Source organism: Treponema bryantii NK4A124, assembly GCF_000421345.1.
Lineage (GTDB): Bacteria > Spirochaetota > Spirochaetia > Treponematales > Treponemataceae > Treponema_D > Treponema_D bryantii_B.
On record NZ_ATWV01000005.1, the window covers coordinates 168,447 to 193,502 of the forward strand.

The 25,056-nt window shown below is 42.3% G+C and carries 20 protein-coding genes and 1 tRNA gene; 12 read left to right on the top strand and 9 right to left on the bottom strand.

Features of this window, described 5'->3' with window-relative positions; translation table 11 throughout:
* Position 1 precedes the first annotated feature (1 nt).
* Positions 2–670, top strand: coding sequence for a methionine ABC transporter permease (locus G626_RS0106765; RefSeq protein ID WP_022932031.1), 669 nt, complete (start codon positions 2–4; stop codon positions 668–670).
* On the opposite strand, the gene G626_RS15685 is transcribed toward G626_RS0106765, so the two are convergent.
* The gene (locus tag G626_RS15685) at positions 667–2,235 is read right to left on the bottom strand and encodes a hypothetical protein (protein WP_022932032.1); all 1,569 of its coding nucleotides are present in this window, start codon (positions 2,233–2,235) and stop codon (positions 667–669) included. The two genes, G626_RS0106765 and G626_RS15685, sit on opposite strands and share 4 nt — an antisense overlap.
* 180 nt (positions 2,236–2,415) lie before the next feature.
* Here G626_RS15685 and G626_RS0106775 point away from each other — a divergent pair, with 180 nt between their 5' ends.
* A complete protein-coding gene (locus tag G626_RS0106775; RefSeq protein ID WP_022932033.1) occupies positions 2,416–3,474 on the top strand; it encodes a PorV/PorQ family protein in 1,059 nt (352 codons plus the stop codon).
* Positions 3,475–3,494: 20 nt separating this feature from the next.
* Complete coding sequence (locus tag G626_RS0106780) at positions 3,495–6,629, top strand: FlgD immunoglobulin-like domain containing protein (protein WP_022932034.1); 3,135 nt, start codon at positions 3,495–3,497, stop codon at positions 6,627–6,629.
* Here the strand turns inward: G626_RS0106780 and G626_RS17365 are convergent.
* On the bottom strand, positions 6,613–7,254 hold the full coding sequence (locus G626_RS17365; RefSeq protein WP_022932035.1) for a 5-formyltetrahydrofolate cyclo-ligase: 642 nt from the start codon (positions 7,252–7,254) through the stop codon (positions 6,613–6,615). The two genes, G626_RS0106780 and G626_RS17365, sit on opposite strands and share 17 nt — an antisense overlap.
* Positions 7,255–7,366: 112 nt before the next feature.
* Between G626_RS17365 and G626_RS0106790 the strand changes: the two genes are divergently transcribed.
* From G626_RS0106790 to G626_RS0106815, 6 genes are all read left to right on the top strand, one after another.
* Positions 7,367–7,439 (top strand) — tRNA-Asn (locus tag G626_RS0106790).
* Between the two features lie 91 nt (positions 7,440–7,530).
* The gene (locus G626_RS0106795; RefSeq protein ID WP_022932036.1) at positions 7,531–8,088 is read left to right on the top strand and encodes a flavin reductase family protein; all 558 of its coding nucleotides are present in this window, start codon (positions 7,531–7,533) and stop codon (positions 8,086–8,088) included.
* 109 nt (positions 8,089–8,197) lie between these two features.
* Positions 8,198–8,836 carry a bifunctional 4-hydroxy-2-oxoglutarate aldolase/2-dehydro-3-deoxy-phosphogluconate aldolase gene (locus G626_RS0106800; RefSeq protein ID WP_022932037.1) on the top strand — a complete coding sequence of 213 codons (639 nt, stop codon included), beginning with the start codon at positions 8,198–8,200 and terminating at the stop codon, positions 8,834–8,836.
* 100 nt (positions 8,837–8,936) lie between these two features.
* Positions 8,937–9,956: a sugar kinase gene (locus G626_RS0106805; protein ID WP_022932038.1), complete on the top strand. Its 1,020-nt coding sequence runs from the start codon at positions 8,937–8,939 to the stop codon at positions 9,954–9,956.
* A 43-nt stretch (positions 9,957–9,999) separates the two neighbouring features.
* On the top strand, positions 10,000–10,821 hold the full coding sequence (locus G626_RS0106810; protein ID WP_022932039.1) for a CheR family methyltransferase: 822 nt from the start codon (positions 10,000–10,002) through the stop codon (positions 10,819–10,821).
* A gap of 27 nt (positions 10,822–10,848) precedes the next feature.
* Positions 10,849–12,045: a protein-glutamate methylesterase/protein-glutamine glutaminase gene (locus G626_RS0106815; RefSeq protein ID WP_022932040.1), complete on the top strand. Its 1,197-nt coding sequence runs from the start codon at positions 10,849–10,851 to the stop codon at positions 12,043–12,045.
* Between the two features lie 40 nt (positions 12,046–12,085).
* On the opposite strand, the gene G626_RS0106820 is transcribed toward G626_RS0106815, so the two are convergent.
* From G626_RS0106820 to G626_RS0106835, 4 genes are all read right to left on the bottom strand, one after another.
* The gene (locus G626_RS0106820) at positions 12,086–12,400 is read right to left on the bottom strand and encodes a hypothetical protein (RefSeq protein ID WP_022932041.1); all 315 of its coding nucleotides are present in this window, start codon (positions 12,398–12,400) and stop codon (positions 12,086–12,088) included.
* The gene (locus G626_RS0106825; protein WP_022932042.1) at positions 12,400–12,918 is read right to left on the bottom strand and encodes a tetratricopeptide repeat protein; all 519 of its coding nucleotides are present in this window, start codon (positions 12,916–12,918) and stop codon (positions 12,400–12,402) included. Before G626_RS0106825 ends, G626_RS0106820 begins: the two co-directional genes overlap by 1 nt.
* Positions 12,915–13,976, bottom strand: coding sequence for a polyprenyl synthetase family protein (locus tag G626_RS0106830; protein WP_027727024.1), 1,062 nt, complete (start codon positions 13,974–13,976; stop codon positions 12,915–12,917). The genes G626_RS0106825 and G626_RS0106830 overlap by 4 nt, the downstream gene beginning before the upstream one ends.
* 402 nt (positions 13,977–14,378) lie before the next feature.
* Positions 14,379–14,930: an STAS domain-containing protein gene (locus tag G626_RS0106835; RefSeq protein WP_022932044.1), complete on the bottom strand. Its 552-nt coding sequence runs from the start codon at positions 14,928–14,930 to the stop codon at positions 14,379–14,381.
* Positions 14,931–15,084: 154 nt separating this feature from the next.
* On the opposite strand from G626_RS0106835, the gene G626_RS0106840 reads away from it, so the two are divergent.
* Both G626_RS0106840 and G626_RS0106845 read left to right on the top strand, forming a co-directional pair.
* Complete coding sequence (locus G626_RS0106840; protein WP_022932045.1) at positions 15,085–16,056, top strand: hypothetical protein; 972 nt, start codon at positions 15,085–15,087, stop codon at positions 16,054–16,056.
* Positions 16,057–16,071: 15 nt separating this feature from the next.
* The gene (locus G626_RS0106845) at positions 16,072–17,907 is read left to right on the top strand and encodes an energy-coupling factor transporter transmembrane component T family protein (protein WP_022932046.1); all 1,836 of its coding nucleotides are present in this window, start codon (positions 16,072–16,074) and stop codon (positions 17,905–17,907) included.
* A gap of 76 nt (positions 17,908–17,983) precedes the next feature.
* Here the strand turns inward: G626_RS0106845 and coaE are convergent, their stop codons facing one another.
* From coaE to G626_RS0106860, 3 genes are all read right to left on the bottom strand, one after another.
* Entirely contained in the window at positions 17,984–18,529 is a 546-nt protein-coding gene (gene coaE / locus G626_RS0106850; RefSeq protein ID WP_022932047.1) for a dephospho-CoA kinase, read from the bottom strand.
* Entirely contained in the window at positions 18,529–21,498 is a 2,970-nt protein-coding gene (gene polA, locus G626_RS0106855; RefSeq protein WP_022932048.1) for a DNA polymerase I, read from the bottom strand. The genes coaE and polA overlap by 1 nt, the downstream gene beginning before the upstream one ends.
* A 272-nt stretch (positions 21,499–21,770) precedes the next feature.
* The gene (locus G626_RS0106860; RefSeq protein WP_022932049.1) at positions 21,771–23,471 is read right to left on the bottom strand and encodes a SulP family inorganic anion transporter; all 1,701 of its coding nucleotides are present in this window, start codon (positions 23,469–23,471) and stop codon (positions 21,771–21,773) included.
* A 57-nt stretch (positions 23,472–23,528) separates the two neighbouring features.
* Here G626_RS0106860 and malQ point away from each other — a divergent pair, with 57 nt between their 5' ends.
* Positions 23,529–25,028 (top strand): 4-alpha-glucanotransferase, encoded by a 1,500-nt coding sequence (gene malQ / locus G626_RS0106865; protein WP_022932050.1) that lies wholly within the window; start codon positions 23,529–23,531, stop codon positions 25,026–25,028.
* Positions 25,029–25,056 lie beyond the last annotated feature (28 nt).

Here is a 25,056-nt window from a genome sequence, read left to right on the forward strand (position 1 = left end):
TATGAGTCCGGAATTAGTAAAGTATTTGTCTGTAATTGGAGAGGCTACCTGGCAGACCCTTATAATGGTATTGTTTTCTACTATATTTAGTATGATTCTTGGTATTCCTCTTGGAATTCTGCTTTGCACAAGCGACCCGGCAGCGGGCTTAAGACCTAAAAAGCTTTTGTATCAGATTCTTTCTGTGATTATTAATATTCTGCGTGCAATTCCTTTTGTAATTCTTGTAATTCTGCTTTTTCCTTTTACACGTGTAATCGTACATACTGCAATTGGAACAAAAGCTTCTATTGTACCGCTTACAATTGCAGCAGCGCCTTTTGTTGCCCGTGTAATTGAGTCCAGCCTTAAAGAGGTTGACCCGGGAGTAATTGCCGCAGGACGCTCAATGGGCTCTACAGACCACCAGCTGATTTTTAAGATTCTTTTGCCGGAAGCACTTCCTTCTATTGTAAACGGTGTAACTTTGACAATTATCAATCTTATTGGTTATTCTGCTATGGCCGGTACTGTAGGCGGTGGCGGACTTGGAGACGTAGCAATCCGTTACGGCTACCAGCGCTACCGTGTAGAATACATGGTAGGCTCGGTAGTGATTATTCTTTTGATGGTAGAGATTATTCAGGTAATAGGAACACGAATAAGCAATAAAATGCAGGCTATGCGTTAATTGATGTAAGTCTGCATCAGCTGAACGAAAAGATAAATCTTCTTGTAGATATTTACGCTGAATTCCTTCATTGGTTCTTCAATGTATTTTTCCAGTTCCTTCCAGTTCTGTACGATTACAGGCTTAGGAAGGACGTAATCTTCAATAAGCTGTTTTACAGTCTTACCGATTGTAATAAGATTCTGGGTTCCCTGAATTATGTAACCGCGGGCTGTTTCGTTTGCATCTGAAACAACGCGGTTTATGATGTTTTCAGCACCGGCATCATGGGCAGTTTTTGGAAGCAGGGTTTTTACTTTTACGCCCATAGTTCCTTCTTCTGCCATCATTTCATCAAAACTTGTTACTTCATCAGAAAGTTTAAGCAGTTCCTGATATGCGTTAGACATAGGAGCGGAAAGGGTAGCATCCCACTGACCTCGGATTACTACAACATCATAATATTCGCGGATTGCCTTTTTAACAAACTCAACAAGGAAGGTTTTAAGATAGTTGAGAGGTTCTGTGTACTCAAGAACAGAAAGACCTTTCTTTTCGAGAGGTGCGTTGAACTCTGCTGTGTAATATTTTAAGCTCTGAGGATCTGCTGTTCCAAAAATCTGCATACAGATAGAAGAAGCCTTTGATTCCTTCTGTTCTGTTTCGATTTTTGCCATAAGATTTCTTGTGTCAGTTTCAATTTTTTCGATATAAGGCTCGATTACAGAGGCATGATGATAAGAGGTTTTAGTCTCGTAGGTAAAATCCTGTGAAATATGCTGTACAATATAATCAAGCGATTTTGAAGACTGAATATTCTTAATCTTAGCAATTATCTTTTTCCAGTTTCCCATAGAAATGAGTTCGCGGCTTTGTGTTTCCTTGAACATATCAAAAAGAACATTCCAGTCTACAGAATCATCTGTAATGCTGTAGGCAACGGCGAGGAAGTCCTTAAGGTCATCAATAATATATTCGCCGTTTACTTTTTCCAGACGAGGCAGGGCATTGAATGAAAATTCCTGATATGAAGAATCAAACTTCTTGAGAATCATATAATAATCAAACTCGCAGAAGTCCTGGAAAATTGAAAAGGCTTTTTCAAGAGTGTCGGCTTTAGTAGCGCGGGTTTCGTTAAAATCATTTGTGAAAACCTGGAGCTTATGCTCAACATCCTGCTGAAGCTTTGCAAAAGGAACTGTTCTGGCCTGTTCAAGAATTTTCTGTTCATCAAGTTCATCGAGAAGAGTCATCTGATTTTCAGAAAGAACATAGTTTATAATCTGGCGTTTGAAAATCTGCGGATTCTGTGTATTGCGGAAAAAAGTCTGTGCCGAAGAAACTGCTTTGTACAAATCAAACATCAATTTTCCGAAAGGTCCCAGCATTTCGCCTGTAGAAGGACGATAATAGGCATGGTATTTTGTCTTGGAAATTGTTTTAGCAAGATTCTTTAAGCGGCGTTTTTTCTCTGCTTCCGGATTAGAGGATTTAAATAATGAAGAAAGCAGCGACTGAAAGAAACTTTCTTTTACAGCCGGTTTATTAGATGAAGCGCTTTCTGATTTATTTTTTGTACTGTCCATGTTTACTATAATATGGTAAAAACTACAATAATTCAAGGATATGTGCATAAAGAACAATAAATCAATGGTAACTTGCAGTCGCTTTGATTTATGAATATAATTAATTAAATTATTATAAAAACGTTGCTTTTGTGAAGCAGCGTTGTTTTTTTTGTGAATACTACTTGTGAAGGAGATTTTATGAAAAAACTATTATTCACGTTATTTGCAGCAGGCATGCTTTTGACAGCTGCATATTCTTACAATCCGCCGGCAGGAGGAGAGGACTTAAATATGCTTGCAAGTCCTGTAAATCTTTCTGGTGCTAATTCTGTTACAGGTGGTGCTTTGTTTGATGCAAATGCAGATTCAATTCTTGTGAATCCGGCACTTACTGCAAGAGAGCAGCGTGTAAACCTTACTGCAGGTTACACATTCCTTTATTCAGCAAATGATATAAATGCTAAACATATAGGTCATGCTTTCCAGTCTGGAATACTTATTCCTTTTAAGCGATTTATATTCAGCGGACATGTAGACGGTACTTTTGCTGAATTGTATGAACTTCCTCTTGGAAAATCTATCAATTTCAGAGCTGGTCTTTCAAAAGAAATCACAGACCAGCTTAGCGTTGGACTTAATGCAGGAGGCGGATTTATCTGGGATCCGGATAATGACTGGTCTGTGTATGCAGATGCAGGTGCTCTTTATACCCTTGGAAATCTTGGACCTTTCAGCGATTTCCGTATTGCTGCTTCTGTACTTAATCTTGGAAAGATGTATACAAATATCGCAACTTGGGGTGTTGATGAAGAAGAGGAAAACACACCATTCCCGACACTTGCAACACTAAAGTTTGGAGCCGCAGGAACAATTCTTGATACAGAAATTGCAAAAATCGGTTTAGGTCTTGATTTTTCAGTTCCATGCTTCCAGAATCTTATAATAGATTTCAACGCACAGGTTGCATTTAAGAATGCTTTTTATATAAGCCTTGGAGAGAAGTTTAATCTGAAAGAAGCCGTAAATGGCAAAAACAGCTATATTCCTTCTGTGTCTTTCCTCTATAAGTTCTCATTCAACGTAAAAAATAATCAGTATCTTGAAGATAATGGCTGGAGCCAGAGCGAAATGGCAGTTTCAGCCGGTTATAAGAATTTTGACGAAACTCTTCATGCAATTTCTGGTGGAGTAGACATTGACCTGGGTATGGCAGACAATGAAGCTCCTAAGATTCTTGTATGGGATGAAAAAGAATAGCCGGTAGGAAGGAGATGATGATGAATAAGAAGATTTTAATTTCTGGCCTTCTTCTGGCCTCAGTTACAATTTTTGCTGCTGCTGAACCAAAATATATTTCACCAAACAGCGATGGTATTCAGGATGAACTTGTAATACCAATGAAAATTTCGGACAAGCGTTATGTACAGGGCTGGAGTCTTGTAATTATGGATTCTAACCACAATGTTGTCCGCACAATTGAAAATAAAATTGCTCGTCCTGCAAAGCTTACATTTAAGGCTTTCTTTAAGCAGCTTTTTTCAAAAAAGCAGGGTGTAACAGTTCCAGAGTCTGTTATCTGGAATGGTGCAATGAATAATGGTGAAACTGCTCCGGACGGAAGTTATTTTTATTACATAACTGCAACTGATGATAACGGTAACACAGGTAAAACAAAGGAATATGAGGTTGTAGTTGATACTCTTGCTCCTGATGTAGAGCTTTCTCAGCCTTCTGACAAGATTTTTGGTGAAGGTGCAAAATCTGCCCTCAGAATCAAACAGACAGGTTCTGTTGAAGATGAATGGGTTGGACTTTTCAAGAGCGCCGATGGAAATGTTGTTAAAACTGTAAAATGGGTAAATGCTGAACCTGCTGAATTCCAGTGGAAGGGTACAAACGACCAGGATTCTCAGGTATTTGACGGCGTTTATTCATACGAGATTTCTGCAACAGACCGTGCAGGAAACACTTCTGCACCAGCTTCAATCACAAACATCATTTATTCTGCAGAAAAGCCTGCTACAAACCTTTATGTAAAGGGTTCCCGCTATTTCTCTCCTAAGACAGAAAGCAAGAATGGAGTTGTTACTCTTGATGTAACTATTCCTGTTCCGGAAGAAAAATCTGGTAATAAGCTTGTTGAATGGGCGGTTACAGTAAAAGACAATGGCGGAAAGGTTGTTCGAACTTACAATCAGAATAACAGTGGGGCTGTGCCTCCTGCACAGATTGTTTTTGACGGAAACGATGAAAGCGGCAAGCAGCTTAAGGATGGAAAGTATCAGGCTGTAGTTACTGCTAAATATCTGAATGGATACGAGCCGGCTCCAATTTCTTCTCCGGTTCTCGTTCTTGATACAGAAAAGCCGGCTGCTCAGATTGTCGCTTCTGAAAAGGTATTTGGTGCCGGTTCTAAAGACACTGTTACCTTTAAGATTACACCGGTTCCTTCTGATGGAGCTACAGTTCCTTCATGGAAGGGTGAAATCCAGAATGCAGCAGGTAAGGCTGTTAATTCTTACGACTTTGGAGAATATCCTCCAAGTGAAGTTGTATGGAACGGTATTGCCTCTGACGGTTCAATTGCAGACAAAGGTCAGTACCGCTTTGTTTTGATTGGAACAGACCTTGCGGGAAATACAGGTGTGAGCCAGACAACAGAAGCCGTAACCTTTGATACAACAGAAGCTCAGCTGCTTCTTGCTATGTCAGACAAGGCTTTCTCTCCAAACGGTAATAAAGTAAAGGATACAATTACCTTTACACCGGTAACTGCAACAAAGGATGTTGCTTCATTTGAATTTATCATCCGCGATAAAAAAGGAAATACAGTTTATTCTGTAAAGGAAAACAAAAAGCTTCCTGTAAACTTTGTATGGGATGGAAAAGACAGTGCAAAAATGCTTTGTGCAGACGGAGTTTATTCTGCTCAGCTTTCTGTTCTTGCTGTAAACGGTTCTACAGCTTCTGCTTCAACACAGGACTTTGAACTGGATACAGCTGCTCCAAAGCTTGCTGCTGAAATTCCATGGTCTTCATTCTCTCCAAACGGAAACGGTGCTCAGAAAAATATTCCTGTAAGCATCAAGGAAAGCACTGCAGAAAAGCTCTGGAATGCAGAGGTTCGCGATGCTAAGGATAAGGCTGTCCGCAAGTTCTCATGGAACGGAAGTAAAGATAACTTTACCTGGGATGGTACTGATGAAGCAGGTAATATGGCAGCTGATGGAAAATACAATATCGTAATTTTCTCAACTGATGATGCCGGAAACAGCTTCTCTACAGAACTCAAGGGAATTACTCTTGATAACCGCGAAACAAAGGCTTACATCACTGCTGAATATGAAGGAATCTCTCCTAATAACGATGGCTACCTCGACCTGCAGAAGTTTGAAGTTCGCACTTCTGTAGCTGATAATATCAAGTCATGGAACTTTGATGTTCGCAAGGAAGACGGTACAAGTGTTTATTCTCTCTCAGAAAAGGATAGTGCAAATCTTCCTGCAAGCATCAACTGGAACGGAGCCGGCAAAGACGGGCTTGCCTGCGAAGGAACCTTTACAGGAACTCTTGAAATTGTTTATGTAACAGGAAATAAGGTAAGTGCAGTTTCTGCTCCATTTATCTGTACAGCAACTGCTCCAAAACTCAGCGTTAAGACTGCTCCAGAATACTTCAGTCCGGATAATGATGGTGTAGATGATGATTTGTATATCAAGCTTTCTGGTTCTACAAAGGCAAAAATCAAGAGCTGGTCATTTACAATTAAAGATCCTAAGGGTAAGGATTTCTGGAAGACTTCTGGAAAGAGTCAGATTACAGAAAGAATCATCTGGGACGGTTTGAGTAATGTTCAGAAGGACGCAAAGGGAAATGCTGAACGTGTTCAGTCTGCTATGGATTATCCATATGTATTTACAGTAACAGACAACCTTGGAATGACTTCTACTGTAAATGGTGTAATTCCTGTGGATGTTCTTGTAATTCGCGACGGAAACCTTTTGAAGATGGCTGTACCTTCTATCATCTTCGAGTCTGACGCTGCAAACTTCCAGACTGCAAATGCTAAGCTTGATTCTGCTAAGGTAGATAACAATATTAAGGTATTGAACCGTATTGCAGATATTCTTAAGAAGTTCAAGGATTACAAGGTTACTATCGTAGGACATGCTAACAAGATTACCGACAATCCTAACGAAGAGACTGTAGATAATCCTCAGGAATGGGGACGTGCTTCTATGCCTCTTTCTAAGGAACGTGCAGATGCAATTAAGGCTTACCTTACTAAGAAGGGTGTAAGTGCCTCAAGTCTTTCTACAGATGGAAAGGGTGGTACACAGCCTGTTGCAAATCCAAAGGATAAGGATAACAACTGGAAGAACAGACGTGTAGAGTTTATTCTGCAGAAGTAAAAACGTTATCCATCATAATATCATCCGGTGTTGTGGGAAGTTCAGGGAGCAGCTGCTCACTGAAGCACACGCCGGATTTTTTTATGTCAAAAATCTGGGGCAGGCTTGAAAGGTAGATGTCGTAAAAGCCTTTTCCGCGGCCAATGCGTTTGCCGCTTTTTGTAAAGGCGCGGCCGGGCACCAGAATCAATATGTGCTCTGCAGCTTGTGAAGGCTCCGGAATATCTACATAGTTAGAAGAGTGGGCTGCCGGTGAATATTCATTTATAGACATTTTTTCGAGAAAGCGGGAAAAACTTTTTGCATCATCGGGGGCGGGTTCCTGTATTCCAAAACTGCCTGCCGAGGTCTTAGTGTCGGCCTCGTAGCGGTAAAATTCCATTTTGTTTGAGTCCGGAAAAACCCGGGGTAAAAACACTTTTTTGCCTTTTTTCAGGGCATCTGTAATTACGGGTAAAATATCAACCTCGTCTGCAAGGGGCATGTAGGCCAGAAGAGTAGTGCAGGAAGTATAACGGCTTGAAGATAAAATAAGCTCGCAGATTTTTCTTGATTGAGAAGGAAGCCCTGCTTTTATAGTCGTTAGAGTTTCTTTGATTTGTTTTCGAACTTCGGCTTTGGTCATGTTTTGATTATAACATAAATATTTAAAAAAATGCACAAAAAATCTATTCTGACCTATTGACAGAAAGGTGTGTTTTCAATATATTAATATTCACGTTCAGCAATGAGCTGATGGTTCCTTAGCTCAGTCGGTAGAGCAATGGACTGTTAATCCATGTGTCGCTGGTTCAAGCCCAGCAGGAGCCGCCTAAAGCCTTCTTGAGAAATCGAGAAGGCTTTTTTTTATACTTTCTGTTTTCTTTGTTTTCCTTTATACTGTTTCTTCAGCGAGGTTTATATGAAAAAGAATTTTGGAAAACAGACTTATCTTTACCCTATGCCGGTTTTGATCATTGCAACTTATGATGAAAATGGAAATCCGGATGCCATGAATGCAGCCTGGGGTGGAATTCACGATACAAATCAGATTGGAATCTGTCTTGATAAAAGCCATAAGACTACAAAAAACATTGCGGCACGTAAGGCCTTTACCGTAAGCATTGCAGACGCAGCTCACGTAAAGGAATGTGACTATCTTGGAATTGTAAGCGGTAATAAAGAGCCTGATAAAATCAAGAAGGCTGGTTTTTCAGTTACTAAGTCTGAGTTTGTTGATGCACCTGTTCTTAATGAGCTTCCTATGGTGCTTGAGTGCGAAGTTGCTCAGATGAGCGAAGACAGCGATTACATTGTCGGTAATATCATAAATGTTAGTGCAGATGAGTCTGTGCTTACTGATGGTAAAATTGATGCTGCTAAGCTCAAACCAATATGCTATGACCCGGTAAGCCATAATTACAATGTTCTGGGCGAGATAGCAGGCAAGGCTTTCTCTGACGGTAAGGCAATTAAATAACACTCTTGTAATTTAATACGGTAATTAACTGATGACATTCTCTTTATAACGTGCTAAAATATATTTAACTAGAATACTAGTATATTACACAAGGCAATAAGAGGCATTTATGAACGATACATTAAAGCAGATTGGCGCAACCGGGATTGTACCGGTTGTTGTTTTGAATAAGGTGGCTGATGCTGAGCCACTCGCTGAAGCCCTGATTAAAGGTGGGCTTCCCTGCGCAGAAGTTACCTTCCGTACTGATGCGGCTGAAGAAAGCATCCGCGCTATTTCTAAAAAGTTTCCGGATATGTTTGTTGGTGCCGGTACTGTTCTTACAACAGAGCAGGTTGATCGTGCGATTGGAGCAGGCGCTAAGTTTATTGTTTCGCCTGGCTTGAACCCTAAAGTTGTTGAATACTGTATTAAAAAGGGATACCCAATCACACCGGGAATTATGACTCCTACTGAGCTCGAGGTTGCGCTTGGCTTTGGTCTTGATGTTGTAAAATTTTTCCCGGCAGAAAATGCGGGCGGCCTTAAGATGATAAAGGCTATGAGCGCTCCATACACAATGATGAAGTTTATGCCGACCGGCGGAATTAACGCAACAAATGTTCGTGACTATCTTGCCTGCGACAAGATTCTTGCCTGCGGTGGCAGCTGGATGGTGAAGGGCGACCTGATTAACGCAGGTAATTTTGCAGAAATTGAGAGATTGACTAAAGAAGCTGCAGGAATCGTAAAGGAAGCAAGAGGATAACCACACGGATTGGATTTTGCTAACGCAAAATCTTAAAAAATATGGAATTACGTTAGTAATTCCGAATCCGTGTGGCAATTATAATATGAGGAGAAATACTATGAAAGTTGTTACATTTGGAGAAATTATGTTAAGGCTCGAGCCAGAAGGATATTTTAGGTTCGTGCAGGTTGATAAAATGACTTCTACCTTTGGAGGCGGTGAGGCTAACGTTGCCGTTTCTCTTGCAAACTACGGACTCGACGCTTATTACGTAACAAAGCTTCCAAAGCACGAAATTGGTCAGGCCGCAATCAACAGCCTCCGCCGCTATGGTGTAAACACATCTTATATTGCCCGCGGCGGCGACCGTGTTGGTATTTACTACAATGAACGCGGTGCAAGCCAGCGCGGTTCAAAGTGTATTTACGACCGCGCACACAGCTCTATTGCAGAAGCAAAACCGGAAGACTTCAACTGGCCTGAGATTTTCAAGGACTGTAAATGGTTCCACCTTACAGGAATTACTCCGGCTCTGGGCGGAAACCTGGTTCAGATTTGTATAGAAGCATGTAAGGCTGCAAAGGCTGCCGGTGCTACAGTAAGCTGCGACCTCAACTACCGCGGTAAGCTCTGGACCCGTGAACAGGCCCGCGAAGCTATGACTCAGATTTGCCAGTATGTAGACGTTTGTATTTCTAACGAGGAAGATGCAAAGGATGTATTCGGAATCGAAGCAGAAAACACAGATATTACAGGCGGAAAGCTCAACAAGGAAGGCTATAAATCAGTTGCAAAACAGCTGGCAGACAAGTTTGGCTTCCAGAAGGTAGCAATTACTCTCCGTACTTCTATCAACGCAAACCGCAACAACTGGGCAGCCCTTCTTTATGATGGAAAAGATTACTGCTTCAGCAAGGAATACGAAATGTACATCGTAGACCGCGTTGGTGGCGGCGACAGCTTTGGCGGCGGACTCATTTACGCCCTCCTCAACGGCAAGTCAACTCAGGATGCCGTAGAGTTTGCCGTTGCTGCAAGCTGTCTCAAGCACACAATTGAAGGCGACTACAACATGGTAAGTGTAGACGAAGTAGAAAAGCTCGCTGCCGGCAACGGATCAGGCCGTATACAGCGATAAATTTACTTTTACTTTTCATAAATCATCGTGTATAATTAACGTTATGTTAGATGTACTTACCGATGCCGACTATGAATTATTCCGCAAAGTAATTTACGATGAAAGCGGAATTACTTTTTCGGCTACAAACAGATCTATTCTCGACAGCCGTATTAAGGAAATGCTTCGTAAGAAGAACCTTACTACGCCACAGGAATACTATGAACTGATTTCTAAAGATCCTGAAGAAATGAAGATTATGCTGGATGCGGTTACAACAAACCTTACCCGCTTCTTTAGAAATCAGCCTCATTTTGATTCATTCATCAATTATGTAATTCCACATGTAATTGAACATAAAAAGGCAGGTGGCGACCGTACAATTAAAATCTGGAGTGCCGGCTGTTCTACAGGTGAAGAGCCTTACACAATTGCGATGATAATGAAAGAAATCTGTCCGCCAGATTTTAACTTTCATATTACAGCTTCTGATATTTCGCTTAAGTCTCTTATGACTGCTCAGCAGGGTTTTTATCCTGAAGCGAGGGTTGATGGAGTTCCGGAAAATTATCTGAACAAGTATTTTACAAAGGTTGATGGTGGATATCAGATTAAGGATGATATTAAGAAAACAATCCATTTTGACTATCATAATCTTAAAAACGATTCGGGTGCTCGAAATCTGGATGTTGTTTTCTGTCGTAATGTACTTATCTATTTTGATGAACCGGCTCAGCTCGCTGTAATTAATCATTTCTATGATTCTATGGGACCACAGTCATATCTTTATATTGGTCATTCTGAATCATTGTTTGGAATGAAAACTAATTTTGAATTTATCAAAACCGAGTGGGCATGTTTCTACGGTAAGAACATTAATAAATAATTAATTGACACACGGGGAAAATTTACAATGGATGATATTTCAGTAATGATATGCGATGATTCTGCCTTGATGCGGAATCTAATCGGTAGGATTGTTGATGAAACTACTGGTCTTTCAGTATGCGGAAAAGCAGAAAATGGACAGGACCTTATTGAAAAATTAAAAACTGCAAAACCGGATGTAATTCTTCTTGATATTGAAATGCCTGTTATGACAGGTCTTCAGTTCCTTAAAAAACGTAATGAGCTTCATCTGGATGTTCCGGTAATTATTCTTTCAAGTGTTGCTACAGAAGGTGCTGCAGTAACTATTGAATGTCTTGAACTTGGTGCTTCAGACTTCATTACAAAACCGGGGTCTTCTGTAACCCTCAAAATCGGTGATGTAACAAACGAAATTATTGAATATATAGCTTCTTACGGTGGTGCCTATGCAATTATGCATGGCAAGCAGATTCCGGATCCGGAATTCTTTACTCATCAGATTAAGCTTAAGGAAGCAGAACGCTTTGTAATCAAAAAGAAGGGTGAAGAAACTGCAAAAGCTGTATCAATTACAAAGAACGACGTTGTTCCTTCTACCTGGTTCCAGCCAAAGGTAAAAGAGCCTGTTGTAATTAAACCTGAGCGAGAGGGTGGTAAGATTGATATTATTGCCATTGGTATTTCTACCGGTGGACCAAACGCTCTCCGCGACGTTTTCAAAGATATTGATCCTAACTTAAAACAGCCGATTCTTGTTGTTCAGCATATGCCTGCAGGCTTTACTGCAGAATTTGCAAACAGTCTGAATAATATCTGTCCTCTTGAAGTTACAGAAGCAAAAGACGGTGAGCCTATTCTCGGTGGACATATTTATATTGCGCCTGGAAGCTTCCATATGTTTGTAGAGCACAAGCCTCTTGGAAACTTTATTAAGCTTTCACAGACTGAGCCTCGTAACGGACACAGACCTTCCTGCGACGTTCTTTTTGAATCTGTAGCAAATATCTATAAGAACCATGCCCTTGGCGTTATTATGACCGGTATGGGCCGTGATGGTGCTGCTCAGATAACAGAAATGCGTAAGAAAGGTGCCTGGACACTGGGACAGAACAAGGAATCAAGTATTGTTTACGGAATGCCAAAGGTTGCCTTTGAAATGGGTGGTGTCCAGAAACAGGTTGCCCTTGCTGATATGGCAAAGGAAATCAGTACGCTCGCAAAAGAGCATCAGATGGTTTAAGTGGTTTCGATACGCCGCTTCGCGGCACTCAACCACCGCTTTATTCCTGATTTCTACTGAAAATCCCGATCTTCATGATCGGGTTTATTTTTCTTGTTTTAATAAAAACAAAGATAACTGAAAGAATAAAAAGCAGGGCAGAGCAGGCGAAACGGAATATTTCCGGAACCTGCTCTTCTTTTTTTGTTATAAGAGTCCAGAGTGGGGCAGCAAGGAAACATCCGCTAAAGGCAAGTGCAATTGGAACAAAGAGATATAAGGTGTCTATGAGACGGCGCAGATTTGTTCTGTGAATGTTTTTTTCTACTATTGTGATGTTGTTTTCCGGGGCTTCCTGTATATCCTTCTTATTCATTATTTTTCTATCTCCTTAAGACGGGCATCGCAGGCTGCTTCTCCTTTTTTATTTCCAAGTACAGAATAGGTGTCGCGCAGGTTGTAGATTGCATCTGTATAATAAGGATTAATGGATACTGCCTGTTCAAAATAACTGGAAGCTTCTTCGTAATTTTCTGACTGGAAATCTGAAACGCCCAGAAGATTCCACATATGAGGGTTAAGAGGATTAAGATCTAGGGAGTCCATGCAAATCTGCTGTACCTTTGACAGTTTTTTCTGCATAAGGCAGATAGTTGCAAAGGTTTCGGCAACATCTTCTTTTTCTGGTGCCATACGGAAGGCTGTTTCCAGGGCGTTTTCTGCTTCGCAAAGGTCTCCTGCGTCGCGGTAAGTAACACCAAGATTATACCAGAGAAGATAGTTTTCCTTGTCTATTACAATAGCACGCTTAAAGCAGGCGATTGCTTCGGTGTAGGCACCGTCTGAAGCGAGGATTATAGCCTGATTATTAAGTGTATCTGATCTTTCTATCATCTGAAATTCTCCGGTATCATAGAAATAAAGAGATCCTGTATTTCTTTTGAATTAAAGCGCTCACAACTTTGCTGAATGAGATTTTTTCCCTGTTCTGCTGCCTTTTCAATGCAGTTGCTTTCTTTTAACAGTGCAATGCATTCTTCTACGGCTGGGGAATCAATTCCGTTAGAGGCAGCTGTCTTCATGTATTCTGCAATTTTGGCCTTATCAGCAGGGCGGAGGGAAGAATGAATAAGGACAGGAAGGCTTTTTTTGCCTTCTACAATGTCGTCTCCGCGCTTTTTTCCTGGATTTCCTGTTGTAAGATTAATTACATCATCAATAATCTGAAAGCCAATTCCTATATCTGCGGCAATACTACCGAAATTTTCGGCTTCCGCAGCTGAAAGTCCGCCTGCTATGCAGCCAAGTTTTGCAGCGAGACTTGCCAGAGTTCCAGTCTTGCATTTTACCATTGCAAGGTATTCTTCTTGAGGAGGGAATACATCCGGATTACGGTGCCAGAAAATATCCATTGCCTGACCAAGGTGAAGGCGGCGCAGTTCATTAGTATAGGTTTTGTAGAGTTCAAGCTTGAGGCTGTCCGGGGCATTTAACTGATTAATGCAAACAGGTGCTTCAAAATAGAGCCAGGAGCCTGCATTAAGGGCTGTATCAAGTCCATAAGTGATGTGGGCTGCAGGTTTACCGCGGCGAAGGTCTGCATTATCTTCAATATCATCATGAATGAGACTTGCGGTATGAACAAACTCTACGAGAGGAGTTATGCTGTAGGTTTCTTCTTCTGAGAGGGCAGGAGAGCCGCCTTTAGAGGCAGATTTTTCCTTTGCCATTTTATAGCAGAGCATCATAAGAAGGGGACGCCAGCGTTTACCACCAAGGCTTACAAGAGCCCGGTTAGGTTCAATGAGTTTGTTTATATATTCTGCAGTGGCACCAGCTGGCAGGCTGCCAAAGGAATCTGGTGTCCAGCCTTCTGATGTGGCTGTCTGCGGAAGTGCCTTATTGAGAGATTTTTCTATATTTTCGAGTATCTGTTTAAAGTCCTTATTCATATCTATATTAAAGTATATAGAAGAATCAGAAAAAAGACAAATAAAAGAAATAACCTGGAAACCCACAGTACATAACATTTTACCCACAAGTTACCCACAATTTAAAAATCTTTGTGGGTCAAAATGACATGTCAATAGGGTTTTTAAAAAAAATTACGAAATTTTACGAAAATTTATAAAACCTTTGTAATTTCTTGTAATACAAGGAATTACATTGTGTAATAAAATTTGACTTTGTTTTTTACTTGTTATTTAATTAAAAAAACTTAAATTTTAGATGGAAATTAACAGAATAAATGACAATTTATCCACAGTTTATCCACATCCTAAAATCGAAGAATCGTTAAAAAAAAAGGACTGGCTTAAAAACCAGTCCTTTGTAAATCACTGTTATACAGTACTTTAGCCCAGAGAAACTTCTCCGTTCTCGTTAATAGCGAGAATTGAACGACAGCCTGAACAGCGGAATCGGCCAGACTTGGTAGCTCGAAGCTTTTTATTGCATACAAGGCATGAAATAACGAGAGGGAATACAGAATTGCTTGATGTAGTTCCACCATTGTTAAAGTATGCAATAGCTTCATCTGCAGTACTCTTAATGTTGAAGAACTGAGAGAAGCCAAGCAGCTGGAATACTTCGTATACCTTTGGCTGAATTTCAAGAAGAATTACGTCTCCACCCTTTGGTTTTACAACCTTAAGAAAAACGGTAAAAGAACCAATTCCAGTTGATGATACATAGTTCAATGATGAACAGTTAAAAATTAAGTTGATAAACCCAGCATCCATTACTTTTTGAATCTGCTTCTGGAAAAAGCTTGAATTGTAGGTATCAATGTATCCACTAAGATAGATAAACATTCCGTGTGGTACACCTTCAGCTTTTCTCAAAGAGATTGTAAGACTGTCGTCCTTATCGTTGTCGAATCCTGGAATAATTGCATTATTATCCATATTTAGTCCTATTACTATATTATATCTAAGAAATGTCTTTTATGTCAAACTTATTATCGGCATATAATCATTTTTTCTGCAAACTTTTTATATAGTAAAAAATATTATTTTTTTGCCGATAATATAGTGTATAATAACGCTGTAAAGGACAAATATGAAAAAAGCATTAAAATTAGCCTTAATTTATTTGATTGTACTTATAGTGGGAACAATTGCGGGAACTATATTATATTCATTTTATTTAAATCTGCTTGGATTCATTGCGGGCAGAGATATTATTTTCTTTAAGGATGAAGAGTTATTTAAGTCGCTTTTTTATGTATTGTTCTGTATGCAGGTTTTCATCCTTCCTTTGATTTCTTACTATAGGATACGAAGACCCGGCGGAACGCTGCAGCTGATTGTATATATCATTCTCTGTCTTTTGACCTGGGCTGTTCTTATGCCGGCTTCAATAAAGCTAAGAGACTTCTGTAATAAAAAGATTTCTTTTGAAAATAAAACAGAATATCTTTCACCGGATTATTTCCGTAAGGTAGATAACGACGTTTATTATTTTACAAGAGACTTTAATGTAAATGTTTCGGAAAGGGCTGCAGAAGCACCTGCTGTCATTATTGATACTTCAGAAAATGGTGGAGTGGAGTATAAGCCTGTTGCAGATTATCCAAGTCTTGCCCTTAACAGAAAAGCAGCTCCTTTCCGTGAGATTCAGTTGAAGAATATCTTTGGAGAAGATGAAAGTCCTGTTCCTATAGATTTTAAACTTCTTTATTCTATGATCAGCGGGGCATATTTTGGTGGTCTTGCTCATCTGCTTACATTGATTTCATTTATACTTCTTTTATGTTCTGTATATGGAATTACTAATTTCTTTGAATGGCGACTTTTAAATGCGGTTATGCTTTTTATTACAACTGCTTTAATTTTGTGTCTTAATTCTTTGTATTTTGCTCCTCAGTTTGATGCAATAAAAGCACGAATTATGAGTAACGGATTTTTCAGAGCCTTTGGTGGAATAGTAAGTGAACCAGTTCTTTTTATACTCAACTGTCTTATTGCTGTAATTTTTATTACCAGTGGTATTATTAAATACGTGGTTCGTAATCATGTTAAAAAAGGCTAACAGGGGAAGGGGTATATGAAAAAAATAATCGGTATTCTTTCAATATTTATAGCAATAGGTTTAGTAGTAAGCCTTGTTGTCGGCTTTATGAGTAATATTCCTTCTGAGGTTCCTGAGGCTTCTGTTTTTGTTTATAAACTTATGACAAGTCTGCAGAACTTTGGCAGATATATTCCAGGAGTCGCTATTACTGGATTTGTCGTAAGCTGCTCGGTTCACTTTGGCCGTAATGCAGAAGGAAGTACAGAGCGTTTTTCTAAAGCAATGATGGATCGTTTTAAGATTGTAATGATTATAGCAATTGCTTTAGCCTTCCTTCTTACAATCTGTACAGAAGTAATGGTTCTCCTGACCGCAAACAAAAAAGCTTCAATCATAAACCGCCCTAAGATTGTTAATGATTATATAAATGTTGGTAACAAGCTTTTTGATAACGGCTACTATGAGCGTGCAATGAATTATGCAGATGCAGCTCTTAAATTGAGTCCTAACGAGAAAAAGGCTCTTAACTTACGCGACAGGGCAGATGTTGAGATTAACCGTGCCCGTACATCAAATCTCCGTTTTAAGCTTTATGAATCAGTAGAAGAAGCAGAGAAAGTTGACAGGGTAGTTATAGACGCAGCTCAGATTAACGAGGTATATCAGCTCTATCTTAAAGCCCAGGAAGCTTTTGAAAAAAAAGAATGGTTTAATGCTCACTATTATTCTGAGCTGGGTATCAAGCTTGCGACTCCTAAGGATCCTAATCTGGAAGAACTGAAAAAGATGTCGACAGCAGCCTGGAATAATCTTACTGAATATCATAATCTTGCAAAAACAGAGGGACAGTTGACTTTTGAAAGAAAGTATGAAGGTTATCTTGCCCTGGTTCAGAAGGATGATCTTAAGGCCTATTATATTTTCCGCGAGCTTTATCAGTCGTCCCGCGAAATGCAGTCGGACCCTGATGTAGTTTTTTATCTTGAGATTGCTGAAAACAGAATTAATGAACGCAGTTTCTTTGTTGATGAGACTTTTGAACTTAAGAGCTTTGAAAGCGCAAATGATGTTTATTTCGCTTACGAATATGCAGACGGCTCCCGCGATATAGTTTACTTTAAGGGAATGGCAACTGTTGCTTCTACCGGAAATTCAATTCAGTATCTTCGTGCCCTTACAATTCTTTCTGTGAGCCGGGCAGGGGAAGTTTTCAGAACCATGACTGTTCCTTACGCAAAGGTTCTTCCTGTTTCTGTTAAAACCCTTACACCTACAACTAAACAGCTTATGGGAATTGATGACAGCATTGATTGTGTTCCTTACATCATGCTTAAGTCTGTGGGCCGGGATTCACCGGATATTCATCATGAGCCGCTTTATACCTACCAGAATGGTGAAACTGCAACTACCCCTGAGTATATGCTGCTTTCTATTCCTTATGATGATTTTCTCCTGCTGGAAAAATCAACTTCTACACCGGAATCCATGCCTTTACCTTCTTTGATTAAGCTTGTACGCATGGCAGCAAATTACGGCTTCTGTACCGAGGTATACGGACAGGCCTTAATGAACAGACTTTATTATCCTTTATGGATTTTAGTACTCTTTGTACTACTTGCATGCTTTGGCTGGAATAACAGAATTGGAGCAACTCAGTACTTTAAGTTTTCATGGGCCTTTGCCTTTATTCCATTCATTCTTATTTCAATGCTTTTTTATAAGATGATTATGTTCCTCTTCCGTCTCATAAATTACGTTATGTTAGGTGGACTTGGAATTTCGGGCGGTATGATAACAGGTCTTGTGATTTACATTGTTGCCTTGATTGCTGCTTCAGTTTTGTTTGTTTCGAGAAAGTCCACGATATAATGGATTGCCACGCCTTCGGCTCGCAATGATGGGGTACATTGAATGTCATTGCGAGGAGCGTCAGCGACGTGGCAATCTATTTGTTATTAATAATCTCAAGTGGTATTTTTGTTTTCTGATACTCTTTCAGCAGATTGCGCTGGGCGTGGAAGCGGCGGAGAATCTGTCTTAGAGGCAGATGGTCGCGGCGGCGGGCACGGCGCAGGCGGGTGAGCAGGGGCGCCGTTACAAAAATGATTTTTTCGCAGCGGGCTAAAAGCTCAGGTGTTTTATAGAGAACCGTTGCGTTGATAATTGTTTTATCGTGGCCGTCTATAAAGTTTTCTATCTGTTTTGTGATAATCGGGTAAACAATTGATTCCTGAATTGCCAGGAGCTCCGGAAAAGAGAAGAGCAGACTTCCCAGAGCCTTGCGGTCAATACTACCGTCCGGGTGTGTCAGTTTGATATTCTGGGACTCTGCGTAGGGGATAAAGGTTTTGAGGATTTTATCTTTTACCAGCTCAATTGCGTCGTGAACGAGGATGTCTGCATCTACGGCAGCCCAGCCTTCTTCCTTGAGTTGATTACAGATGTAGTTTTTGCCGGCTGCCATGGGGCCGACAACTGCGATGATACTCATTAATGGAATTCTCCCCAGTTTTTACCGTATTCAATGCTTACACGCAGAGGAACATTGAGTTTTACTGCGTTTTCCATTTTATCTTTGATGAGGGCGATTGTTGCGTCGATTGTTGACTGGTCGTCCGGGCATTCGAAAATAAGTTCGTCGTGAACCTGGAGCAGGAGGCGGGCAGGAGATTTTTTCTTTGCCAGGGCCTCGCTTACTGAAAGCATTGCAGTTTTTACTATGTCTGCGGCAGAGCCCTGAACAGGAGTGTTTACGGCAATGCGTTCGGCTGCGGCTTTTTCCAGCTTGTTGCGGCTGTTGATGTTCATGATAGGGCGGCGACGGCCGAAGAGGGTTTCTACCCAGCCGGTCTCTTCTGCCTTTTTGATTGTGTCTTTGATAAAGGCGTCTACGTTTGCGTACTGCGCAAAGTAGTTTTCGATGAACTGAGATGCCTGTGTGCGGCTTATGCCGAGGTCGCGGGCCAGTCGGAAGGCAGACATTCCGTAGATTACGCCGAAGTTGATTGTTTTTGCTGTGCGGCGCATTTCAGGTGTGACGTCATCCGGGCTAACTCCGTAGATGAGGGCGGCGGTGGCCTTGTGTACGTCTGTGCCGTCTATGAAGGACTGGCTCATATTTTTGTCGGCAGAAAGGTGGGCAAGAACAACAAGTTCAATCTGAGAATAGTCTGCTGAAATGAGGACTTTTCCTTCCGGCGCGGTAAAGGCTGAGCGGATGCGGCGGCCGGCTTCGTTTCGGACAGGGATGTTCTGCAGGTTTGGGTCGCGGCAGGAAAGGCGGCCGGTAGCGGTTCCGGTCTGTACGAAATCTGTGTGGATGCGGCCCTGGTCGTCTGTAAGCTTTGGCAGAGTTTCTACATAGGTTGATTTAAGCTTTGCCATTTCGCGGTAGTCGAGAATCATGCGGGGAACAGGATCTTCGAAGGCAAGTTCTTCGAGGACGCTTGTGTCGGTTGAGTAGCCGGTTTTTGTTTTTTTGCCTGCTTTGAGGCCACGTTCTTCAAAGAGAACTGTCTGCAGCTGCTTTGGAGAAGAGATATTGAATTCGTGGCCGACTTCCTTGTAGATGGCCTGCTCCGCCGCGGCGATGCCTTCTGTGAGCTCCTTGTTGTAAGCGTGGAGGGTGGCAGTGTCCAGGTGGATTCCGGTAAGCTCCATGCGGGTAAGGATTGGAAGGACCTTCATTTCAAGAGAAAAAAGATTTTCGAGGGGTGGTCTCGATACACCGCTATCGCGGCACTCGACCACCGGCGATACACCGCTGTCGCGGCACTCGACCACCGGTGGTTGAGTAGGCGAAGCCGTATCGAAACCACATTTTTGCTGAGCCTGTGCCAGTTTTAGTGTAAAGTCTGCGTCTTCGGCGCCGTATGGGGCTGCTTTTTCCAGAGGTACGTCTGCAAAGGTCTGGCCTTTTTCTACAATGTCAGAAAACTCAATGCCTTTGAGGCCGAGAAGCTGTTCGGCGAGTGATTCAAGCGAGTAGCTGTTTTTGCCGGTGCGCTCCGGATTCTGAAGCCAGGCGTAAATCATTGTATCGTAAATAGAAGATTCTAAGATTTTGTCTGTAAGCTCGGCATTTTTGAAGCCTGCTTTTTTGATGTTTGTGGCAAGGACTTTGAGGTCGAACTTTGCGTTGTGCATTATAACTGTTACGTCTTTTGCCTGGAAAAGGCGGAGCAGCTGTGTGAGGGCATCTTTTAGCAATATGCCTGTGCTGTCTGCAAAAAGGTCACCGGACTCGCGGGCGATTGGTATGTATACGGCTTTGCCCTCTTCGTAACAGAGGGAGAAGCCGAGAATGTTTGCAGTGATTGTGTCGAGGCCGTCTGTTTCGCTGTCGTAGGCTACCTGTGGGGATTTGAGGGCGGCGTCGATGTAAGAAGTGAGCTCGGACAGAGTTGTGAGGGCACGGTAGTTTGAAGTGTCGTTTTGGGTGAGTGTAAGAGGGGTGGTTGAGTAAGCCGAAGGCTGTATCGAAACCACACCAGATGTGTTTTCGGTGGTTTCGATACGCTCGCTTTGCTCGCACTCAACCACCGTACTTTTCGACATCTTTTCAACTCCAAGACTTGCATACTGCTTGGCAACGGCAGGAACTCCGTACTTCATAAGGATGTCGGCTGCGGCGGCGTAATTGAAGGTGTAATTGTCGCGGGAAATGGCGGCGTCTATGTCCGGGCAGGGAACGGTGTCGCAGAGGCGGACCAGGTCGCGGCTAAAGTAGGCATCCTTTTTACCCTCGGCCAGCTTTTTCTGCATGGCACCTTTGATTTCGTCTATGTGGGCGTAAATGCCGTCGAGGTCGAAATAGTCGCCGATGAGCTTGGCTGCGGTTTTTACACCAACTCCGTGAACGCCCGGAATATTGTCGGCTGAGTCACCAAAGAGGGCAAGAAGGTCGAGGAGCTGAGGAGGCTTTACGCCCCATTCGGCTTCTACTCCTTCGATTCCTGTTACCTTCCAGGTTTCGCCGCCTGTTACTGGTTTTAAGATTTGAGTAGATTCGTCTACCAGCTGCATGAGGTCTTTGTCTCCGCTGAGGATGCGGCAGGTGCGGCCAGATTCGCGGCACTTGCGGGAAACGGTTGCGATGATGTCGTCTGCCTCGTAGCCGTCGCACTGAAGGACGGGGATGCCGAGAGCCTCGAGAACTTCACAGATCCATGGCACCTGGGCGTGCAGGTCTTCCGGAGTTTTAGGGCGGTTGGCCTTGTACTGATCGTACATTTCGTGGCGGAAGGTTTTTGTTTTACTATCCATAGCGGCTACAATATAGCCGGGTTTGTAATGCTGAAGTATATAATGGAAGTTTCTGAAAAAGCCGAAGAGGGCCGAAATGTTCTCGCCCCGCTGGTTTGTAAGTGGGCGGCTGATGAAAGCAAAGTAACAGCGGAAAATCAATCCATAGCTGTCCAGAATGTATACAGTTTTATCATCGAATTCGTTTGTTGACATGAGGATATTTTAGACGAAATAAGGTACGCGTGCAAGTTCGGAAGGAAGGTAATTGTAGAATTATTATGATAAAAAATCTAAGTGGCGGAGCAGGTGCGGGGTACAAACTGCCTCTTGAGTTTTTTGGCGCTTAGCCATAAAAAGAATCCGAGGACTTTCGGAACGAAAGCCGCAGGATTCTTACACAAAAAAAGGAAAGCGAGCAGTTTTGTGCTCCAGCACCAGCGGGAGCCACTTAGATTTTTTTATGAGCCGGTATTTTTACAATTACCTTATTTACGGCACCTGTTAAGCGCATCAGTAATATTGTCAAAAATATTCTCACGTCCAAGCTTATCTGCCATGCCTGTCTTTTCCAGCAGCAGATAAGGCTGTGTGTGAATACCGCTGATTACGATTGTGATTCCCTTGCGGTCGCAGGCTGCCTTACACTGTTCCAGCGCTTTGATTCCGCCGGCGTCGAGGTAAATTGTGTTTCTCATGCGAAGAACAAGATACTTGCAGTCTGACTGGGCGCGTTCTGTTGCGAGTTCAAACTTACGTACTGTTCCAAAGAAGAGAGGTCCTTCAATTTCGTAAACAAAAGTATTTGCCGGAATATCCAGATTTTCAGCAGGCTGATCTTTTCTGATACCGCCGGTAATAGTTTCTCTCTGATTCTGAACTTCAGACAAATCAATCATTTTCTTGATGAAGAAGAAGGCAGCAAAGCCAAGACCAACTTCAATGGCAACTGTCAAATCAACAAAAACAGTAATAAGGAAAGTTACCGCAAAAACACAGATATCAGATTTCTGACCTTTAAGAAGTGCACGGATTGCAGGGAAGCCTGCCATGTTCCAGGCAACGTTGATAAGCACTGCGGCAAGAGCGGCCATTGGAATGTAGGCTGCGTATTTTCCTGCAAAGAGGAGAATTATGAGCAGTGTGATTGCGTGGATGATTCCGGCAACCGGAGTTTTGCCTCCGTTTTTAATGTTTGTTGCTGTGCGGGCAATTGCGCCTGTAGCAGGTATTCCGCCGAAGAGAGGGCTTGCGATGTTTGCAATTCCCTGTGCAATAAGCTCAGTGTTTGAATCATGCTTTGTACCAATCATACCGTCTGCAACTACAGCAGAAAGAAGTGACTCGATTGCGGCCAGTACTGCGATTGAAATTGCAGTAGGGAAAAGTGTTGTGATTGTCTTGATGCTGAGGGCCGGCAGCTGTGGCTTTGGAAGTGTATTTGGAATTACAAAGTGCTGTGAGCCGTCGGCAAACTTTCCGATTGTGTCTGTATGGAGGCCAGCTGTTTTTTCAAGAATGATACTTACGACTGTTGCAAGAATGATTACAACGAAGCTTCCAGGAATCTTCTTTATAAACTTAGACCAGATAAAAATGAAGGCAAGGCAGACTGCAGCCATGATTGTTGAGTAAAGGTTGAAGCTTGACGCCGAGCGGATGTACACGATGATTTTTGGAAGGAAGTCGCCAGGCATTTTGCTGTATTCTTCACCAAGGATCATCATCGGCTGAGAGAAGTCCGGGCGGAGTCCGAAGAAGTCTCCGAGCTGGCCTGCAGCGATTGTTACTGCGATTCCGGCTGTAAAGCCTGTTACGATAGTATAAGGAATGAACTTTACAAGGCCGCCCATCTTAAAGGCGCCGAGGAGAATCAGCATGATTCCGGCCATAACGGTTGCTGTTGCGAGTCCTGAAAGTCCGTACTGGGCAACAACGCCGTAAACGATTACTGCAAAGGCACCTGTAGGGCCGCCAATCTGAACGCGGCTGCCGCCGAAGGCAGAAATACAAAAGCCTGCGATAATTGCGGTAAAAAGTCCCGCTGCAGGATTAACGCCTGAAGCAATGGCAAATGCGATTGCAAGGGGGAGGGCGACGATTCCGACGATAAGGCCGGCAATGAGGTCGCTGATAAAGGTTTTCGTGTTGTAAGTTTTGATTGAATTAATGAGTTCTGGTTTAAACATAGTGAAAATGATTATAACGAGTTTGCGGGTTTGTGTCATTTGGTGTATAATTTTTGTATGAGCAAATCACAGTTTAAGAAAAGAGGAAGCGGCGTTCTCATGCATATTTCGTCGCTGCCTGGACCTTTTGGAATCGGTACCCTTGGTAAAAATGCATATAAGTTTATAGATTTCCTTGCAAAAGCGGGGCAGTCTTACTGGCAGATTCTGCCGGTTTGTCCTACAGGTTACGGTAACTCGCCTTATCAGAGCTTTTCGACCTTTGCAGGAAATCCTTATTTTATTGATTTTGATTTATTGAAAAAAGACGGCCTGCTGGCGAAAAAAGACTATGACGGAATCGACTGGGGAAAGGACCCGACCTCTGCAGACTTTGGTCTTCTTTATGTAAAGCGCAATGAGCTTTTTGAAAAGCTGCAGAATAATTTTGAAAAGAAAGTTCCAGCAGATTATAAAGCCTTCTGCCGCAAGAATAAATTCTGGCTGGAGGATTTTGCCCTCTTTATGGCTGTAAAGGATGCACATAACGGTGCTTCATTTATGGACTGGGAAAAAGATATAAGACTGCGAGAAGACAAGGCATTGGCTGACTGGAAAAAGAAGTGTGCTCGTCGCATCGAATACTACAAGATGCTGCAGTACCTCTTTTTTAAGCAGTGGAAAGAGCTTCGTGCCTATGCGGCATCTAAGGATATTAAGATAATCGGTGATATTCCGATTTACGTTTCTGCAGACTCCGCCGACGTCTGGACTCATCCGGAAAACTTTTTGCTGAGCAAGAAGGGAGTTCCGCTTGAGGTTGCAGGTTGCCCTCCTGATGCCTTTACCGACAAGGGCCAGCTCTGGGGTAATCCGGTTTATAACTGGAAGGCTCTGAAAGAAGACGGTTACGGCTGGTGGAAGCAGAGAATTAAGTCCAGCCTTGAGATTTATGATATTTTAAGAATCGATCACTTCCGTGGCTTTGAATCCTTCTATTGTATTAAGTACGGGGCAGAAGATGCTAAAAACGGAAAATGGCGCAAGGGACCTGGAGTTGACTTATTTAAGGAAGTTGAAAAGGCCCTGGGTAAGGTTCCGATTATTGCTGAGGATCTGGGCTACCTAACTCCCCGTGTTCACAAAATGCTGCGTGATTGCGGTTTCCCTGGAATGAAGGTGATTCAGTTTGCCTTTGGAGGAGATGATACAAATACTTATCTGCCTCACAACATTCCTGAAAACAGCATTGTATATACCGGCTCACACGACAACGACCCGATCAACGGCTGGGTTGAGTCGGCTAGCCCGGCTGAACTCGACCACGCAATGAAATACTTTAAACTCACCGATAAAGCCCAGATGCGCGAGACCATGATGAAGGCGGCGCTTGAGTCTAAGGCTTTTGTCTGCATCCTTACAATGCAGGATCTTATTGGTCTTGGCCACGAAGCAAGAATGAACTTCCCGTCATCAGTTGGAGAAAACTGGAAGTGGCGTGCGACTGAGGAACAGATTACTGCGGACCAGGCTAAGTGGCTGAAGCAGGCAAGTAAAGCTGCGGGGCGGAACGAATAGATCCCTGCCCCTTCGCAGCACAGCTGCT

Bases quoted from the DNA above. Each gene is read 5' to 3' on its own strand.
- G626_RS0106765 (WP_022932031.1), top strand. From the start codon at position 2: ATGAGTCCGGAATTAGTAAAGTATTTGTCTGTAATTGGAGAGGCTACC.
- G626_RS15685 (WP_022932032.1), bottom strand. From the start codon at position 2,235: ATGGACAGTACAAAAAATAAATCAGAAAGCGCTTCATCTAATAAACCG.
- G626_RS0106775 (WP_022932033.1), top strand. From the start codon at position 2,416: ATGAAAAAACTATTATTCACGTTATTTGCAGCAGGCATGCTTTTGACA.
- G626_RS0106780 (WP_022932034.1), top strand. From the start codon at position 3,495: ATGAATAAGAAGATTTTAATTTCTGGCCTTCTTCTGGCCTCAGTTACA.
- G626_RS17365 (WP_022932035.1), bottom strand. From the start codon at position 7,254: ATGACCAAAGCCGAAGTTCGAAAACAAATCAAAGAAACTCTAACGACT.
- G626_RS0106795 (WP_022932036.1), top strand. From the start codon at position 7,531: ATGAAAAAGAATTTTGGAAAACAGACTTATCTTTACCCTATGCCGGTT.
- G626_RS0106800 (WP_022932037.1), top strand. From the start codon at position 8,198: ATGAACGATACATTAAAGCAGATTGGCGCAACCGGGATTGTACCGGTT.
- G626_RS0106805 (WP_022932038.1), top strand. From the start codon at position 8,937: ATGAAAGTTGTTACATTTGGAGAAATTATGTTAAGGCTCGAGCCAGAA.
- G626_RS0106810 (WP_022932039.1), top strand. From the start codon at position 10,000: ATGTTAGATGTACTTACCGATGCCGACTATGAATTATTCCGCAAAGTA.
- G626_RS0106815 (WP_022932040.1), top strand. From the start codon at position 10,849: ATGGATGATATTTCAGTAATGATATGCGATGATTCTGCCTTGATGCGG.
- G626_RS0106820 (WP_022932041.1), bottom strand. From the start codon at position 12,400: ATGAATAAGAAGGATATACAGGAAGCCCCGGAAAACAACATCACAATA.
- G626_RS0106825 (WP_022932042.1), bottom strand. From the start codon at position 12,918: ATGATAGAAAGATCAGATACACTTAATAATCAGGCTATAATCCTCGCT.
- G626_RS0106830 (WP_027727024.1), bottom strand. From the start codon at position 13,976: ATGAATAAGGACTTTAAACAGATACTCGAAAATATAGAAAAATCTCTC.
- G626_RS0106835 (WP_022932044.1), bottom strand. From the start codon at position 14,930: ATGGATAATAATGCAATTATTCCAGGATTCGACAACGATAAGGACGAC.
- G626_RS0106840 (WP_022932045.1), top strand. From the start codon at position 15,085: ATGAAAAAAGCATTAAAATTAGCCTTAATTTATTTGATTGTACTTATA.
- G626_RS0106845 (WP_022932046.1), top strand. From the start codon at position 16,072: ATGAAAAAAATAATCGGTATTCTTTCAATATTTATAGCAATAGGTTTA.
- coaE (WP_022932047.1), bottom strand. From the start codon at position 18,529: ATGAGTATCATCGCAGTTGTCGGCCCCATGGCAGCCGGCAAAAACTAC.
- polA (WP_022932048.1), bottom strand. From the start codon at position 21,498: ATGTCAACAAACGAATTCGATGATAAAACTGTATACATTCTGGACAGC.
- G626_RS0106860 (WP_022932049.1), bottom strand. From the start codon at position 23,471: ATGTTTAAACCAGAACTCATTAATTCAATCAAAACTTACAACACGAAA.
- malQ (WP_022932050.1), top strand. From the start codon at position 23,529: ATGAGCAAATCACAGTTTAAGAAAAGAGGAAGCGGCGTTCTCATGCAT.